This is a genomic window from Bowmanella denitrificans, from assembly GCF_002887595.1.
Classification (GTDB): domain Bacteria; phylum Pseudomonadota; class Gammaproteobacteria; order Enterobacterales; family Alteromonadaceae; genus Bowmanella; species Bowmanella denitrificans.
In genome coordinates this window covers 278,226-295,699 of record NZ_PEBU01000002.1, presented here as the reverse complement: position 1 = coordinate 295,699, position 17,474 = coordinate 278,226, and the positions used below count along the sequence as shown (strand labels likewise).

Here is a 17,474-nt window from a genome sequence, read left to right as displayed (position 1 = left end):
CAAAGCGGCTCGGGCAGCTTAGTGGCAAAGCTTTGGCTCAGTTGACCCAATACAAATATCAATGTCACTGACCCCATTGATCCATATGAACTCCCCCTTTCCCAGGGTTATGCCACGTTTAAGTGGCAACTAATGAGGAGAACCGTCCATGTCTTATTTTAACTATGGCACTGTTTAGCCAAGTTGGGTTTTAGTATCCATGTAGAAGACCGCTATGGCAAGACAGAAGTTGCTTAACTTTTATACTGGGTAAGACACGCGATCCGCTGCGCGCCAGTCACTTGTATAACAGGCTAGTCATAGCGGCATAATCTGTACCCTGACCACCCAAGCTCTTCTCGCAGAGCCGCTGAGAACTCAGAGTGACTAAAAGCAGTTAATACCTCAGCGAGCTTTTCTTTGCGCCCCCAGCGTCACAGCGAGAAGCTTTCCAATTTCGACCGAACGCAGGCTCGGCCGCTTAGGGGCAAAGCTTTGGCTCAGTTGACACATTACCAATATCAATGTCACTGACCCCATTGATCCTGACCCCATTGATCCTGACCCCATCGATCCATTGATCGCCATTGATCATGCTCAGCGCTGTTTGACAAAACATTGCAACTTACGGATAGCTGCTATCAGGATTTCTGGCTTATTAAACTGATATAAACCTGTTTCAATATACCCACATTGCTGCTTTGATGATGCGTAATCCTCAATTGCTGCATCGAGTTTCCTGTTTTGCCGGTTCGAAAGCTTCCTACGCAATGGGATAAAGGAAGCATTATCGAGACTGTTCGCATCATTAGGAAACTGCCCTTTCTGAGCAGTCAAAGCTTGGTTCTCCAACCTCTCGTGCAGCGCATCGGCAATTTCGTTGTACTCCTTGCGCCGATCTCTCCCGATAGCCAGTCGATTTCCAACTAGCCCGCCTATCAAAATACCGACAATGCCTGCCGCCAACTCTGACAACATCAACTTCTCCGAATTAATGCATAACGCTTCACTCAGCGGACGCGTTAGCGTTCCGCTGCTGTGACTTGTTATACATTTTTTTTATATTTCCTGATTTTCTTTCTTATAGTTTCGTACCTCTCAATCTCTTCATTGAGATGAGAAGGCTCTGGCTTTTTGTAGGCATACTTGTCGCTATGGGTGTGCCCTTCCATATATCTACAACATTGAGCGAAACTATCAAGGAGTTCATTTATCAACGTCTCGTCAAAATAGACACTGGAAAGACTATCAACACTTACTCGTTCATTGTATCTCTGAACAACATTTTTGAATAAATCATTAATAACTAATACCTCATAGCAAGTACGTAAAGCGGTGAATCCACTTTTTACCAAAAACTCTCTTTGTTCGGGAGCGCATTCATCATTGTTTGCCCCAGTATAAAGTTTCTTTACAGGTTCAGCATTGCGGTAAACTTTTTCATAAGTTGGGGAATTTCTCAACCAAACTTGCCCAGGCTTTCCATTTCTATTTTCAATCCAGTGACATTCATGCAGAAGGCTCTTATCTGTAGAATAATTAATTAAACTGGAAACAAAGACTAAGTCATGCGTAAAAATGACAACCTGTTTTTTTTTGGAAATATAAACAAGCCGCTCAGCAATAACACTTTTCCTTTCTTCGTCAAGAGAGTTAACAGGATCGTCAAAAATGATTCCCTTATTGATTGGGGTGATATTGGTTTCTGCAATAAAATCGGCAAGTGCAATTACTTTTTGTTCTCCTTCGCTCAAAATTGCAGAAGGGTCTTTCCCTTTAAGAAAAAGTTGGCGGTTTGATTGCGCGTCTGAGCTTTTTGCATCTATTTCAATTCCGAACTTTCCGTTCAGTTTTTCGCATTCATCATTAAATGCGTTGATATAATCGGTGTTGAAATATTCTTTTGACAAACGCTTTTCTGTTTTGGTTGACTGTGACTTAAAGCTTTGTTTGTTGAATTGATTGGCTTTGTTTACCCAAACTAAGTTTTTATTTAGTTTTTCAATATCAGTATATCTGGCTTCTAGTTTCTCTTTATGAGCTAAATATGTTTTTTGTTTTAGCAGTTCTGCTAATTTTCTAGTTTGTTCATCTTCTTCAAACGCTTTAATGTCTTTATCAACCTCTACACTGATGACATCTAATAGACTTAAATCGAGTTGTACTTCTACTTGTGGTAAGTCTTTTTTTGCATTGATGTTTGAAATAAGCGCTTGGCTAATTGTTGCTTGATTTTTTAGTTCTTCTTTGAGCTTTGTTAAATCAGCTTCGAATTTTTCTTTTAACCAAACAGTCAGTGTGTCAGTCTCTGGAAACTGATTAAAGTCTAGCTTTTCGTAGCCATTTTTAAATTTAGCAAGCTTTTCGTTCGCTATTTTAGCTTCTTGTTCAGCCACACTTTTTATGTATTCCCAATAACTGCGTATCAGGTTTTTAGGTGTATCATCGCTGATTGATTGATGACATAACAAGCAGTTGTCTCCAATTTCAGGATATTCGCGTTCACCTTGAGTCGAAGCAAATTTTTCAGCCGCTTGAATGAATTGTTTCCATTCTGTAGAGCCGGTATTTTGAACTTTATCGGTTTTAAATTTTTCAATACCTTCTTTTTTGGCGCTGCTTTCTTTTGTTTTGCAATCAGTGATGGCTGATACTACCGCAGCTAACTGCGTTTGATTGAACCATAAATTTAGAGTTTCTAAATTCTTTTTTCGATCTGCTAATTGCGTTTTTATGCTTTGCAATTCTTTGAGTGCTTTATCTTTTTGAGCGAGAGCGACTTTTAAGTCGTCATATTGTTTGTCCAGTTGAGTTTTCTTTGCTTTTTCCTCATCCGTATAAGGCAAGTGTGCTTTTAACTCTTCCAGCTTTGAGTTATGAGAAAGCTGAGTTAAAAAAGATTTGATTTCAGATTCTCCCTGAAAAATATCATCATCGGCAAACGGGTTTGCTATACTTATTTTCTGAACATCGCTGTTAAGCTTTGCGTTTAATTTTTCTAAAGCTGCATTAAATTCATTGAACAACTGCAAGCCAGCAGGACGGAAACTAAAATCATTTCTTATACTAAGATGTTTCTTACCAACATCTCCATCAAAAACAGCAAATTGATTAAATATCCCGTTTCCAGTATCGCCAGGATATTTCAATGAAATACTAGTTCCATCTGTAGAAAAATTAAATGTTGCAGAAATTGGTTTGTGCCCTGATTCAATATTGATATTTTGAAGAATGTCTACCTTATCTTTTGAGTAAAAAACATTTTTCAAAAGTCGAACATACCCAGACTTTCCTGCGCCATTAGCTCCATAAATGATAGTTAGACTAGGTGTTAATTCAATGGTTTGGTTTTCGGTAAGTGCATTAACGCCTTCAACATTTGTCAGAGAAACAAAGTATAAATTTTCTTTAAAGTCATCAGAAGCATTTGGGTTGTAGGAAATGGAAATTTCGGCCTTGTCGGTTTCTTCTTTAAGACCCAATTTTTCAAGCAAATAAGAATACGAAGTATTTATTATGGTATCTGTAATTTCATTGCCTGCTAAGATTTCAGAACACAGATATTTTGCCCAATACGGTTGAGAATTAGCAAACTCTTTAACTTCTGTTTCAAGGGTTTTTACTTCTTCTATTATATTAGCTTCCATATCTTACCAGTTTCTCTGTATAACGCTCGCAGCACAGGCCGAAACCCGCGCAGCGGTTGAGGTCCAGGCCACGCAGTGGCCGATTGTGACTGCGCTTGTTAGGAGTCAAGGCTGTCACCATGCTGAAAATATATAATTTTGTCTTTAGTTAAATAATTTGTTGCCCAAGTAGGCGAGTTAATTGATGCAACCGTACCGTCCTTTGCAACCTTTGTGTTAGAGCGAGCAAATACGACGTACTCATGAATATCAGGTAAAGATACTAACTCTTCGTAAAGACCGATCGCAGTATAATTTTTAGCCTGAAGTGCATAGTGCTTCGCAATACCTGATGGTATCAAAAAGAACTCTTCGTCCTCATCCCAGTCAATAGCCTCGATATCCTTAAGATAAATTGTCCCATCTTTATCTTCCGTATACTCGGCAAAACCTACAGCAAAAGATTTAAACTCTTCATTCATCTCGAACGCTCTTTTGAGGTCTTCAAGTATATGATGGACTTTCAAATTGACTCCTAACAATATTATTAGACGGCGAAGCGCCGTGTTTAAACACGGCGTTTCGCCGTACTTTTACATAGTCATTTTTTAGCATGCTTATAACCCGTTGCCTAGCAAGAGTTTTTTAGGCTGCCCCAGGATGCTGCCGGGGCAAAGCGGACGTGTTCCGCGCCATTGCTGTCATTCGGCTCAGCATCCGGAACTTTATCAACACACAGCTTAAAGTCGTTATCACAAGGTGCCATATGCGCCGAAATCCTCGCACTTGTAGCGGTAAAAAGTTGGTTGGCTGTTGGAAGACCAATTGTCAGTTAAATAAACCGATGATGCCCCTTAAGCGGCCCGAGCCGCTTAGTGGCAAAGCTTTGGCTCAGTTGCCCAATTACCAATATCAATGTCACTGACCCTATTGATCAATGAGAGCAATTAACAATACAGACAATTCAAATGGCCAGGTTGGAGCCAGATAAACTTCCTGCATGAGTAGGGAAATAGCCACAAAGCCAAAGCTCTCCGAGAGGATAAGAATCACTAAGCCATGCAACCACAACTTCTCAGTTTGTTTTGAGGCAAAAGCGCCGAATACAAACACAGAAAAGAGCAACACTGGCAGATGCATGAACAGCATGTATTCCTGGACTCCGGAGCTACTCAGATTATCTGGGCCTGTAATGAGAGTAACCGCGGTACTAACAGCTACTTGTACCAGAAATAGAATTGCAGCGAACTTAAAGACCTTTCCGATGTTCAATTGCCACTCCATGCCACAGAACGCCTCGGCTCAGCTGCATTTGAGGCGATGCCTGCTTTTGCGGTAGCAAAAGTAGGTGGCAGGTTAAATGTCAGCTGCAGCGATTTGTTAGAAGCCATTCTGCACCAACCTTTCAGCCAACTGTCCCAAACGCTCCACCGGTAGACGCGGGAATAGCTCAGGCTCCAATTTGGCATGGAATGAAATCCCAGTCCCGCTCTTACAGACCTCGGATGCCTTAATGGCAACCCAAAATTCGGTTAATGCCTTATCCCGTGTGCAGAACGTGGCGGCTGGACTTTGAAACTGAAAAGTGCATAGAAGGAGTTCTAACGACCTCAAGTCTGATACTGCATTGTGCGCGTCAGCTGTTGCGTACTGTGGCTTTGGTTTGATAATGCTCCTTCCAATACTGGGCTGTTCTCCGCTCGCACTTTCGTATAGCGAAGAGAGTGCAGCTAACATTACAAATGGAGACGGCTTTGGATCTAATTTCGCGCATAATTCAAACAGTACACCTTCAACTTTTTCGAGCAAGCGCGATGCTGTGATGGCATGAAGGTGCTTAGAAACGCTCAACAAAAATGCAATGTCCGATTCATATCTTTGCTGGAGGCCGCGAACAATCCCATAGCTGGCTTGAAAGTGCTGCTCTTCAAAGTTCACCAGCTTCGCCTCAGGGAACGCCTCACCCAGAACTTTCTGCGCTTCGTTGAACTCAGCTACGAAGTGCTGGTAAGACGGCGCTCCACCCTTGCTACCCTCAATAGCACAAAGAATTGGGTTTAAGGTGTAGCGCTTGTTATTTACGAAGTTGAACCACCATTTATTCGCAGCGATATCGTGCCGCTCACTCCCGGACAAAATGCTTTTTGCTGTAGAGATGATGTTGCGATCTACAAGAATCATTGAGGCGGAGGCAAAGGCCAAAGGAAACCTGCCATCCCGCTGAAGGCAGTAAACGGTCATTGGCTGATGGAACTTTATGTCCATCGCGACCCTTACACTCTCGGGGAAATCTGTCATATGGCATCTAACGCTTTAAACAGCGGAAAACGCGAGCGTAGCGAGTGGTTTTCCGATGGTTTAACTTGTTATAAGTCTTATACATTGGCTATCAGCAAGCCCAACATTGCTATTAATATACAACTTAAACCAATGTAAGTGATTGAGTATATTGGTTTTATCCAATTGACAGCTACGTGGTCCTGCAAGTTACGAAAAACGAAACTGCCTTTAGCCAAAAGGTTAAGCGCACTGGTATCCGGTAACTTAAAAATGAATACCAGTGCCGTCGAGATTATGATGCACGTAAAGCCAACAAATAGTAGCGCCTGGAAAAATATTGGCATACCAACCTTAAGACTTATAACAGTTTAACGTTTTATCTGTCATGTCGTCCGTGACAGATAAACGTCTGTTGGACGGTCAGATAAATCTTATTCTTGGTCCGGTTGATGCTAATGGAAATTGTATTCTAAGGGAATGCTTTGTTTTTACACGATTTGTCACTACCGCCAGTGCAACGGAACAACAATATCAATGCCTGAAGACAAAGCCCTATACATCAACTGCTGTATCCCCTTAAGCGGCCCGAGCCGCTTTGCCCCCCGCTTAAAAATTCCCGGTCGGTTCAGGGCCCTGCTAAAAGGTGGGCAATTTGCTGGGAGAAAATTGAGTGGAAGACGCGTCTGGAACGTCGTTTTCACGACCGCCTTTTAGCAGCGCCCTGGACTGACGTAGTTGGGAATCCAGCGGGCGCCTTTTCTTTGCGTCTCGTTTCTTTGAGGCGTATCAAAGAAATGGGACTGGCGCGCCAAGGACGGCGTGTCATATAAGACAAGGAGGTCAGGTATCCAAGCCTTTCACAGGTGACCATTTAACCACCACGAACCACTCGAAGAAACACGAGAAACCTCACCGCAGAGCCACCGAGTCCACAGAGAAAAGCAGGAGCCAATTCAATCCATGCCTTTAAAAACTCTGCGCTCTCTGCGCCTCCACGGTAAATAGTAGTTTGATGGTTTTCCACAGCGTCACAGCGAGAAACCTTTTCGTGCCGTTCGTGTTTTTCGTGGTGATCTAGCCTCTAAACACACTTTGACCACGAACTGCACGAAAAAACACGAAACCTCTCACCGCAAAGATATCCAAATGATTCAAGCCCTTCTCCGTGCCCTCTGTGCCTCTGTGGTGAAAAAATCTGTCCCAAAACTCATAAATAACCACAGAGCCACAAAGAACACAGAGAATTTGGTTCGGGGCGCTGCTAAAGGCGGGCAATTTATTGGGAGCAAATGAGTAGAAAATGCGTCTTAAGAAAAGAGATGTCATGTTCCACCACGAAGCACACGAAGAACACAAAGAAGGTTTACTTATCTCCCTTCGTATTCTTCGTGCCCTTCGTGGTAAATAAGTATTCAGCGTAACAACCAGAAAAACGATACCTACCACTCCCCAGCCTTAACCCGATCAGAATCCCGAGCAGCCACCCAATGCGCCCCCTCGCTGGTATATTCCTTCTTCCAAAACGGAGCCCGGGTTTTCAGCTGGTCCATTAAAAACTCACAGGCAGCAAAGGCGCTGCCACGGTGTGTGCTGGTGACCCCGACAAACACAATCTGTTCACCCAGGCTCAGCTTACCCACCCGGTGAATCAGCCTGATTCGGCCCAATTGCCAACGCTGGCGCGCTTCGGCCACCAGTTCGGTGAGCGCCTTAGTGGTCATAGCCGGATAATGCTCCAGCTCCAAAGCTTGTATCTGGCGGCCCAGATTGTTATTCCGCACTAGGCCGACAAAATGCACCACCGCACCATCGCTTTGGTTAGCCTCGGTCAGCGCCTGGTATTCCAATGCCAGGTCAAAGTCCTGATTTTGCACCGCTATATGGTCTTGCTCTTGTAACTTAGCCACAGTAAACACCCATCTGTCGACTCATCTGTGCCCTTTCCCAATACCAAGCCCTGCCAGAGCTTATCAACCACCCGTGACAGGCGGGAAAAACGCCACTTCGTCACCGCTTTTAAGCCTTGCATCATCTGCCACCAGGGTTTGATTCAGCGCCGCCAGGGCCTTATCCGCAGCCAGAAATTCCTGCCAGTCCCTGCCCTTTTGCATCAGCGCTATGCGTAGCTCACCGACGCTGCTGACATTGGTATCCAGTTCCAGACTGGCACAATCCAGCACTTCGCGCAGCTGGGCAAAAAACAACACCTTAATCATGCCAGTTGCTCCGCCTGCCAGTGGCCGCTTTTGCCGCCCTGTTTATCCAGTACCCGGATCCCTTCAATACACATGGCCGGGTCCACCGCTTTGCACATATCAAATAAGGTCAGGGCCGCCACCGACACAGCGGTCAGGGCTTCCATTTCCACGCCGGTCTGACCGGCCAGCTTACATAAGCTGCTGACCCTGACCCGGCCATGCCGCGGCTGCAGGTCAAAGTCCACCTGCACTTTGGATAACATCAATGGATGGCATAAGGGGATCAGGTTGGCGGTTTGCTTGGCGGCCTGAATACCGGCAATACGTGCCACCGCAAATACGTCCCCCTTGGCATGTTCGCCGCGGCTAATCATTTGCAGGGTGGCATCTGACATGCAGATATAGCCTTCGGCCATGGCACTGCGCTGGGTCACGGCTTTGTTTGTAACATCCACCATACTGGCTTCACCGCGGCTATTAATATGACTAAGTCGACTCATGGTCGAATGGCTTCCTTCTCGGTTGGGGCGAACTGGCTGGTATAACCCTGCCAGTCTGTTGGGCAATTAATATTTTGCAATTGGCTGGGACGCTGGCACACCAGTTGAATGCCGCCGAAATGATCAAGCAGGGATTTGACTGAACCACCGCCTTCCTGTAATTCCTGATGCACTATGGCACAGGTGGTGGCACTGACCGGCAAATATAAAGGCAAATAGCAATGTTGATAGCAGCAGGGCCGCCCGCTGATGCGGCCAACTTCCACCAGCGCTTGCAATAAACCGGTGCTCAGGGCTGGCATATCCACCGGTACAATCAGCAGGCCACCACGGCTGGGAATTTGCTGCAGCACCGTATAGATACCACCCAGTGGCCCGGCTTCACAGACCAGATCCTGCACATAACCCGGCTGGTTACGACTGACCAGTACTTCGTCACAACCGGTGTGTTCCAGTAACATGGTGGCCCGGGCCAACAACGTTTGCCCGCCCAGTTCCATCATGGCTTTGTCCTGGCCCATGCGGCTTGAACGCCCGCCCGCCAGTACCATTCCTGTTAACATATCGTCCTCCGTTACCCGCCTAACATGGCAAGGTGACGGGTAGCGCCGGTATAACCTTGATCCAGCCAGTGGCTGGCTTCTTTATGGCCTAATAAGTCCATCAGTTGCTGTTGCAGCGCTGCCACGTCTCCCTGTTGAATCAACGCGCGTAAATCCAGCCCCTGTTCGGCAAACAAACATAAATGCAGTTTGCCCAGGGCTGATACGCGCAACCTGTTACAACTACTGCAAAAATCTTTACTGTAGGGCATGATTAGCCCAACTCGACCGGCATAGTCCGGATGGGAAAATTCCTGTGCAGGGCCGGCGGTATTATCGCGCAGTAACTGCACCCAGCCTTGCTCCAGCAATTGCTGTTTAATCGGCTGGCCGGACAGGTGATTGTGTTTAAAGTAAAGCTGATTATCACCGGTCTGCATTAATTCAATAAAACGCAGGGTCACCGGCATGGATTTAAGCCAGGCCATAAAGCTGTGCATTTGCCCTTCGCTATAGGGTTTCAGCAGCACCGCATTAACCTTAACCTCAAGTCCCAGCGCCAGCGCATCTTCCAACCCTGCAAGTATGTCTTGCAAACTGTTATGGCCGGTAATGGCGTTAAACTGGCGCGGATCCAGGCTGTCGATACTGAGGTTGAGCTTTGTCAGCCCGGCCTGTTGCCAACAGGCCACCTGCTGTTTGAGCTTAAAACCGTTGGTGGTCATGGCGACCTGCTCAATACCCGGTGTCTGTGCACAAAGTTCGATAATCTCTGACAAGTCTTTGCGTAGCGACGGCTCGCCACCGGTGATACGCACTTTACGGGTACCCAGGCCGGCGAAGGCGCTGACCAGGGTAGCAATTTCAGTTGGCCGAAGAAAATCCCGCTCGCTGTCGCACTGATAACCATCGGGCAAACAATAGCTGCACTTAAAATTGCAGACATCGGTAATCGACAGCCGCAGATAGCGAAACCTGCGCCCGTACCTGTCTATAAGAGCGTTGTTTTCTTGCATCTTACCTTTCCAAATATGGGAGGCTGGTCGATTTCTCTTGCAACCCTGGCAGGCCATGTTGACCTGCGGCCGTCACACCATACCTTTGGCTTAGGTGTAACGGCTCGGTAGTTAATATTGTCTGTTATCCTGACCGGGGTTTGGCGGTCATAGTTGCAAACGCCTTCAGCATAGCTGATCCCGCATCGGTTGATCTATGCATCCTGACTAATAAACCACGCTCATTTGCAACCAAAGTTTACTGGTATCCGTAGCAAAACCATCGGCCTGATAGCGGGCCAGTTTTAACAGAAACTGATAATGCCGTTTATACCAGACACTGGCCTGGGCGTCCCATTCCCGTCCATAGTCCAACCCACCATTGGCGGCACTAAAGCTATGATAGATCAATGAAAGCTCTATATCAGACAGCTTAGCTGCCAGTTTCAGCCATTGGTCGTCTATGCCCCCGGCCGGGGTAGACAAAAACTTATCGGCAAAGCCCTGAAACTTATGCAAGGTCGCCAGCGGAGTGATAAAACCCTGCATGGCATATCAATACCCCCTGTAGCCTGATAAGGCAGCGGCTTGATCCAGCAGCGCCGGACTGACCTTTACCCTGTGCCTGACGACCTCGCCCACCACAATCAGGGCAGGCCCTTGGAATTGTCTGGCCGCCACCTTAGCGGCAATATCACCAAGCTGGCCGGTTACCCTTTGCTGATTAAGCTGGCTGACGTTTTCCACCACCGCCACCGGCATATCCGCCACCATGCCATGCCCGGCCAATCGCTGGCAGATTAAATCAAGTCGGTTTAATCCCATATAAAACACCAGGGTTTCCCCCTCTTTGCTGCCCAGCACCAGATTGGCCCAGTTGGGTTCGCTTTGCGGACATTTCATTCTGGCGGTAATAAAGCGTACCGATTGCGCGCAGTCTCTGTGCGTCAGGGGGATACCACACCATGCCGACAAACCCGAAGCGGCGGTAATCCCCGGCACAATGGCAAAAGCGATTCCGGCGTTTTCCAGGGCCGCGCACTCCTCTGCGCTACGGGCAAACACAGCGGGATCGCCGCCTTTTAAACGAACAACGCATTTGCCTGCCTGCGCTTCGGTAACCAGCAACCGGCAGATCTGCTGCTGACTCAGGCTGTGGACGCCACAGCGTTTGCCCACATAACGTTTATCCAGTTTTGCCGGTAACATGGCCAGTAACTCGTCACTGACCAAATCGTCATACAACACCAAATCGGCCTGCTGTAACAATCGCCAGGCTTTGAGGGTGAGCAACTCGGCATCGCCAGGTCCGGCACCCACCAGGTAGACCCTGCCAGATTGTTGGCTTTTGCCAGGTAGCAGCATGCGAAAGCCCCAACGTCGGTGTATAGCCTGGGGTAAAAATGGCAGGGATTTAAACAACGACAACCTCATATAGCCTCCTGAAAGATAATCGCCGCTTGTGTATCCAGCGCCAAACGGCTGGCTGAGGCTGGCTGTTGACTGCTCAACAGCTTGGCCAGCTCTGGTTTACAGGAGCCGCAACCTGTGCCACAGCCAAGGTACCGGCCAAGCTTCTGCACACTGTTATGCCCATCACTTATGGCCTGGCAAATAGCCTGTTCATGCACCTTAAAACAGCTGCAGACTTGCCTGCCCTGCATAAAAGACGCGGGGGGCTGCGCCCTTAACCAGGCGGACAACTCAGAGTCATCCAACGCATCGTTATCCAGCATGCTTTGTAGCCAGGCGCTTGGCAGCACCGGCCAGGGCAATTCACTTATCTGCCAGGCCCAGTGCAGTGCCTGGCCGTGCAGGGCCACATAGCCGGTGTGCTGGCCGCTCAGCCCCAGTCCTTGTTCTGCGCCCAGCCAATCGCTCAACATGCCTTGCCAATCGGGCCGATCTTTACCGGCCAGCAAATAACATTGCCCACCAGCCAGGGGCAGGCGCAACCAGTATTGGCTCAACTGATTTAACTGCACGGCACTCAGAGTATTGCGACACAGCAGGATGGCGTATTGGCTGAAGTGCTGCGGCAATACCGCCACTGCCGCGTGTTTAAGTTCGGGTTGAAATGACAAAGGATCGCCAACCGCGGCAAACAGGGCGCCAATAGCGCCGTGGCTGCAATACTGTTGGTTCCAGTGCATGGGTGCAAACAATTCACCGCGCCGCTGGCTACTTTCCAGCTTAATTTGCAGCATCACCTGTGCCTCACCACTGCATTTTGACCTTAGCTTCACCAATTGCCCTTCCTGTAAACCCATGACGGCGGCGTCCTCGGGATGCATGGCCAGCCAGGGGCGATCCTGATGCTGCAGCAATTCGGGCGCGGTGCCGGTGCGGGTCATGCTATGCCACTGGTCACGCACTCTGCCGCTATTCAGCACCCATGGGAAAGCCTCGTTGGTCAGTTGCTTGGGCGGCTGGTATGTCAGTGGCACAAAATTGGCCCGGCCGCTTGGGGTGTAAAAATGCCCATCGCTGAACAAACGTTTGCAACCCTGCGGATTATGACTATTCACCGGCCATTGTATGGGAGACAGTTGTTCATACTGACGCTGCGTTAATCCCGCCAGGCCACTGATATCCAGCGCCCGCTGTCCCTGATTGGCAAGCCCGGTCAGCCGCGCATATTCAGCAAAAATGTCACTGGGGTGGGCGTAATCAAAACCACTAAAACCCATGGCCCTGGCAAACTCGCAGAGGATCTGCCAGTCGGGCTTGGCCTGACCGGCAGGCACTAAAAAGCTTCGCTGACGGGAGATACGTCGCTCGGAATTGGTTACCGTTCCGTCTTTTTCCGACCAGGGACACGCAGGAAGCGCAATATGGGCAAAGGCCAGGGTATCATTATTGGCCACAGCGTCTGATACCACCACCAGCTCGCACTGGCCTAGCGCCTGCGCCACCAGTTGACGGTCCGGCAGGCTGACCATGGGGTTAGTGCCCATAATCCACAGTGCTTTGATCTTGCCTTTGGCCATTTGGCTGAACAGTTGCAGCGCAGGTAAACCAGGGGCTTTGACCATGGCAGGGGACTGCCAGTACTGCTGTAAAAGCTGCCTGTCCTGTTCGGACTGAATATCCAGGTGCGCAGCCAGCATGGTGGCCAGCCCACCCACCTCACGGCCGCCCATGGCATTGGGCTGACCGGTAACAGAAAACGGGCCACTACCGGGTTTACCAATTTTGCCGCTGGCCAGATGGCAATTAATAATGGCATTGACCTTGTCGGTGCCGCTGCTGGACTGGTTTACCCCCATGGAAAAGAAGCTGAGCGCGCTTGGGCTGTTACAAAACCAGCGATAAAACAGGCGGATATCGCGGCTGTCCAGTTCACAAAGCTGCGCCACTTTTGCCACGGTCCAGTCACGGGCGCAGTCTAATGTGGCTGCAAAGCCCTGGGTATGCTGACGGATAAAGGCCTGATCCAGCCCCTGATGTTCGGCCAGATACGCCAGTAAACCATTAAACAGCGCCACATCGGTACCGGCTTTAATCGGCAGAAAAAGGTCCGCCTGTTCGGCAGTGGCGGTTTTTCTGGGGTCGATAACCACCAGTTTCAACGCCGGATTTATGGCCCTGGCCCGCTCCATGCGCTGATACAGCACCGGATGGGTCCAGGCAGCATTGGAGCCAATTAGCACCAGTAACTCGGTTTGTTCCAGATCGTCATAACAACATGGCATGGCATCGGCACCAAAGGCACGTTTGTAGCCTGCCACCGCCGAGGACATACAAAGCCTTGAATTGGTATCAATATTGGCGCTGCCGATATAGCCTTTCATTAGCTTATTGGCCAGGTAATAGTCTTCGGTCAGCAGTTGGCCCGAGACATACATGGCCACCGAATCCGGCCCGTATTTTTGTATGGCTTGAGTAAAACCCTGCGCCGCGGTGTCGATAGCTTGCTGCCAGCTGGTTGGCTGGCCATATATCGTCGGGCTGAGGAGTCTGCCCTGCAGGCCGTTTGTTTCCGGTAGCTTGCTACCCTTGATACATAGCCGACCATAATTGGCGGGGTGGTTCTGCGTGCCATGCACGCCATCCAAGTGTTTTTGCCCTTGTGCATCGGTACTTAGCTGCGCATCCACGCCGCAACCGACACCGCAATACGGACAGGTGGTGGCACAAAGGCGGGCGGCCGCTTGCATCAGCACACTCCTTTTGTCACAGGCTGAGACGGATTAGCAATCTGCACATCCTGACCGCTGAGCCTGACCGCAAACACCGGTAGCGCGATATTGTTGTCTTCAAGACACTGGCCACTGAGCAGCGAAAAATGCTGTTTATACAATGGCGAGGCCACCACCGGCTCCCCTGCGATACTGCCCACAATACCGCGACTGATCACATTGGCTTTACCAATAGGATCCCAGTTTCCCACCGCAAACAGCTGCTGCTTATCGCCATGCCTAAGGCTAAACAAAGCCAGTTGCCTGCCCTGCCCTTCAATATCGGGTAAATAGGCACATACGCCTGAATTGTCGATAAGGTCGTCGAGTTTACAAAGGGTTATCCACTGCATCATGCGCTCCTCAGGCATTTTGGGGTTCACTGCTTATCTGGCGGACATCAATAGCAGCGAAAGCGAGCTTTTCCTGTTCGCTGGCGGGGCGCCACTGGCCGCGCTCTTCAACAAACTGGATATTGCTGTCGGGCTTATCAGCATTCACAAACTGGCGGAAACGCTTAAGGTTCTGTTCAGAGCCGATAGCGGTTTTCCACTCACATTGGTAGCTGCCAATGATTTGCTGCATTTGTGCTTCAAGTGCTTCAGCCAGGCCCAAAGAATCGTCAATAATCACCTCTCGCAGGTAATCCAGGCCGCCTTCCAGGCTTTCCAGCCATACCGAGGTGCGTTGCAGGCGATCTGCGGTGCGCACATAGAACATTAAAAAGCGGTCGATATAGCGGATCAGGGTGTCGGTATCCAGGTCCTGGGCGAACAGGTCGGCATGGCGGGGCTTCATGCCACCATTGCCACACACATACAGATTCCAGCCTTTTTCGGTGGCGATCACCCCCACATCTTTACTCTGCGCCTCGGCACACTCCCTGGTACAACCGGATACCGCCATTTTGATTTTGTGCGGAGAGCGCAGCCCTTTATAACGGTTTTCTATATCAATGGCGGTACCAACACTGTCCTGCACCCCATAACGACACCAGGTACTGCCGACACAGGATTTCACCGTACGCAGCGACTTGCCGTAGGCATGGCCGGTTTCAAAGCCAGCTGCGATCAGTTCCCGCCAGATATCCGGCAGTTGTTCGACTCTGGCGCCAAACAGATCAATACGCTGACCGCCGGTGATTTTGGTGTAGAGCCGATACTTTTTCGCCACCTGGCCAATCACAATCAGCTTGTCCGGGGTAATCTCACCGGCCGGCACTCTGGGTACCACAGAATAGGTGCCGTCTTTTTGCATATTGGCCAAAAAGGTGTCGTTGGTGTCCTGCAGGCCCACATGCGGGGTGGCCAGCACAAACTCATTCCAGTTGGAGGCCAGAATCGACGCCGCTACCGGCTTACAGATATCGCAGCCCAATCCCTGACCGTGCTTATCCAGCAACGCCTCAAAGGTACGGATGTTTTCCACCTGCACCAGATGGAACAGTTCCTGGCGGCTATAGGCAAAGTGTTCGCAGATATCCTTTTTCACTTCCACGCCACGTTTGGCCAATTCACCGTCCACCAGGGTTTTCAGTAACCCGGCGCAGCCACCACAACCCGTGCTGGCCTTGGTGCAGCTTTTAATCGCGCCAAGTTCACAAGCGCCCGCATCCATGGCACTGAGAACATCGCCCTTGCTGACATTGTGGCAGGAACAAATAGTGGCCGTGATGGGGAGCGCATCGGCACCTAATGCGGGTTTGCTGCCCGCCGAGGGTAGAATCAGACTTTCCGGAAATTCCGGTAGATCCATACCGTTGAGCGCATATTGCAGCAAGGTATCGTAATCGGAGCTGTCACCCACCAGCACCGCACCCAGCAATCTTTGCTGACTGGCATCTACCACCAGTTTTTTGTAAATGCCCAGCGGCTGGTTCTGATACTGGTAAGACAAGGCCCCAGGGGTTTTCCCATGCGCATCGCCGATACTGGCCACCTCAACCCCGAGTAATTTGAGCTTGGTGCTCATATCTGCGCCCTGGAAACACAGCTCCCCGGCGCTGATATGGCTGGCAGCCACACGGGCCATCTGATAACCGGGGGCCACCAGACCAAAAATCCTGCCCTGCCACAGCGCGCATTCACCAATGGCGTAAATATCGGGATCTGAGGTGCGGCACTGGTCATCGATAATAATGCCGCCGCGTTCGCCTGTTTGTAGCTCTGCCTGACGTGCCAGCGAATCCTGCGGGCGAATACCGGCGGAAAACAATATCAGATCGGCCTCCAGTGCCTCGCCATCTTTAAACTGCAACTGATAGCGGCAGTGCTTACCTGCCACAATTTGCTGCGTGGCCTTATCTGTGTGTACCTTGACACCCAGCGCTTCAATTTTGCTGCGCAGTTGTTTACCGCCGCCTTCATCCAGTTGCACCGCCATTAGCTGGGGGGCAAACTCCACCACATGGGCTTGCAGCCCGGCTTGCTTCAGGGCATTGGCGGCTTCCAGCCCCAATAGCCCGCCGCCTATCACCACGCCGACGCGACTTTGCGCTGCCGACGCCTGAATGGCCTCAAGATCTTCGATAGTGCGATACACCAGGCAATGGGGCTGATCATTGCCAGGAATGGGCGGCACAAAAGGATAAGATCCGGTGGCCAAAACCAGCTTGTCGTACACCAGATGGCGCCCGTCTTTCAGCCAAACCTGCTTGGCCTGGCGGTCAATTCTCTCCACCCAGGCATTGCAAAAAAAGTGAACTCCCAGTTGCTGATAGCGGGATTCGCTGGTCAGCATCAGATCCTCTACGCTTTTACCGGCAAAAAATTCCGACAGATGCACTCTGTCATACGCCAGTCTGGGTTCACCGCTTAGCACCGTAATCTCTGCGCCCGGACAGGCACCGACCAGTTGTTCAACAAAATGGTGGCCAACCATACCGTTGCCTACCACCAGTATTTTCTTTGTGTTGCTCATGCTCAACTCCATGGGTTTTGGCCCAAAATAAAAAAGCCCACAGACCGTCCATCCCTGATGGGATGCGTATCTGTGGGCTTCGTTGCCCGGCCCGGCAGCAGACTTCATCGTCTGTGCGGGTCGTATGACAAATTGTATTAACGCGGCGACGACCTGTTATACACCGGCTTTAGAGGCCGGGTGGATCTAACTGTCCGTGGACGGCCAAGCGTCCGGGCCTTAGCGCTGAAAACCATTAAGCAGACATAATGCCA

The 17,474-nt window shown here is 49.7% G+C and carries 15 protein-coding genes and 1 riboswitch; all 15 genes read right to left on the bottom strand.

Going from position 1 to position 17,474, the window contains the following annotated elements; translation table 11 throughout:
* Positions 1-576: 576 nt before the first annotated feature.
* The 15 genes from CSR04_RS04860 to nirB all read right to left on the bottom strand — a co-directional run bounded on the left by CSR04_RS04860 (position 577) and on the right by nirB (position 17,220).
* Positions 577-957, bottom strand: coding sequence for a hypothetical protein (locus CSR04_RS04860; protein WP_102795131.1), 381 nt, complete (start codon positions 955-957; stop codon positions 577-579).
* A gap of 68 nt (positions 958-1,025) precedes the next feature.
* The gene (locus tag CSR04_RS04855; RefSeq protein ID WP_102795130.1) at positions 1,026-3,626 is read right to left on the bottom strand and encodes an AAA family ATPase; all 2,601 of its coding nucleotides are present in this window, start codon (positions 3,624-3,626) and stop codon (positions 1,026-1,028) included.
* Between the two features lie 98 nt (positions 3,627-3,724).
* Complete coding sequence (locus tag CSR04_RS04850) at positions 3,725-4,132, bottom strand: hypothetical protein (RefSeq protein WP_102795129.1); 408 nt, start codon at positions 4,130-4,132, stop codon at positions 3,725-3,727.
* Positions 4,133-4,532: 400 nt separating this feature from the next.
* Entirely contained in the window at positions 4,533-4,889 is a 357-nt protein-coding gene (locus CSR04_RS04845; RefSeq protein ID WP_102795128.1) for a hypothetical protein, read from the bottom strand.
* Between the two features lie 96 nt (positions 4,890-4,985).
* Entirely contained in the window at positions 4,986-5,903 is a 918-nt protein-coding gene (locus CSR04_RS04840; RefSeq protein WP_102795127.1) for a hypothetical protein, read from the bottom strand.
* A gap of 1,421 nt (positions 5,904-7,324) precedes the next feature.
* Positions 7,325-7,792, bottom strand: a complete 468-nt coding sequence (moaE, locus tag CSR04_RS04830) for a molybdopterin synthase catalytic subunit MoaE (protein ID WP_216362507.1) — start codon at positions 7,790-7,792, stop codon at positions 7,325-7,327.
* 63 nt (positions 7,793-7,855) lie between these two features.
* Positions 7,856-8,101, bottom strand: a complete 246-nt coding sequence (gene moaD, locus CSR04_RS04825) for a molybdopterin synthase sulfur carrier subunit (protein WP_102795125.1) — start codon at positions 8,099-8,101, stop codon at positions 7,856-7,858.
* A complete protein-coding gene (gene moaC, locus CSR04_RS04820; protein WP_102795124.1) occupies positions 8,098-8,583 on the bottom strand; it encodes a cyclic pyranopterin monophosphate synthase MoaC in 486 nt (161 codons plus the stop codon). The genes moaD and moaC overlap by 4 nt, the downstream gene beginning before the upstream one ends.
* Complete coding sequence (mobA, locus tag CSR04_RS04815; RefSeq protein WP_102795123.1) at positions 8,580-9,146, bottom strand: molybdenum cofactor guanylyltransferase; 567 nt, start codon at positions 9,144-9,146, stop codon at positions 8,580-8,582. The genes moaC and mobA overlap by 4 nt, the downstream gene beginning before the upstream one ends.
* Before the next feature lie 11 nt (positions 9,147-9,157).
* Positions 9,158-10,141 carry a GTP 3',8-cyclase MoaA gene (gene moaA / locus CSR04_RS04810; protein ID WP_102795122.1) on the bottom strand — a complete coding sequence of 328 codons (984 nt, stop codon included), beginning with the start codon at positions 10,139-10,141 and terminating at the stop codon, positions 9,158-9,160.
* A riboswitch (molybdenum cofactor riboswitch) is annotated at positions 10,128-10,263 on the bottom strand. (Overlaps the previous gene by 14 nt.)
* An 85-nt stretch (positions 10,264-10,348) precedes the next feature.
* On the bottom strand, positions 10,349-10,669 hold the full coding sequence (locus CSR04_RS04805; RefSeq protein ID WP_102795121.1) for a hypothetical protein: 321 nt from the start codon (positions 10,667-10,669) through the stop codon (positions 10,349-10,351).
* Positions 10,670-10,675: 6 nt separating this feature from the next.
* On the bottom strand, positions 10,676-11,554 hold the full coding sequence (cobA, locus tag CSR04_RS04800; protein ID WP_102795120.1) for a uroporphyrinogen-III C-methyltransferase: 879 nt from the start codon (positions 11,552-11,554) through the stop codon (positions 10,676-10,678).
* Positions 11,551-14,280 (bottom strand): nitrate reductase, encoded by a 2,730-nt coding sequence (locus CSR04_RS04795; protein ID WP_245921365.1) that lies wholly within the window; start codon positions 14,278-14,280, stop codon positions 11,551-11,553. The genes cobA and CSR04_RS04795 overlap by 4 nt, the downstream gene beginning before the upstream one ends.
* Positions 14,280-14,657 carry a nitrite reductase small subunit NirD gene (gene nirD / locus CSR04_RS04790; RefSeq protein ID WP_172449235.1) on the bottom strand — a complete coding sequence of 126 codons (378 nt, stop codon included), beginning with the start codon at positions 14,655-14,657 and terminating at the stop codon, positions 14,280-14,282. Before nirD ends, CSR04_RS04795 begins: the two co-directional genes overlap by 1 nt.
* A gap of 7 nt (positions 14,658-14,664) precedes the next feature.
* Entirely contained in the window at positions 14,665-17,220 is a 2,556-nt protein-coding gene (gene nirB / locus CSR04_RS04785; RefSeq protein ID WP_102795119.1) for a nitrite reductase large subunit NirB, read from the bottom strand.
* Positions 17,221-17,474 lie beyond the last annotated feature (254 nt).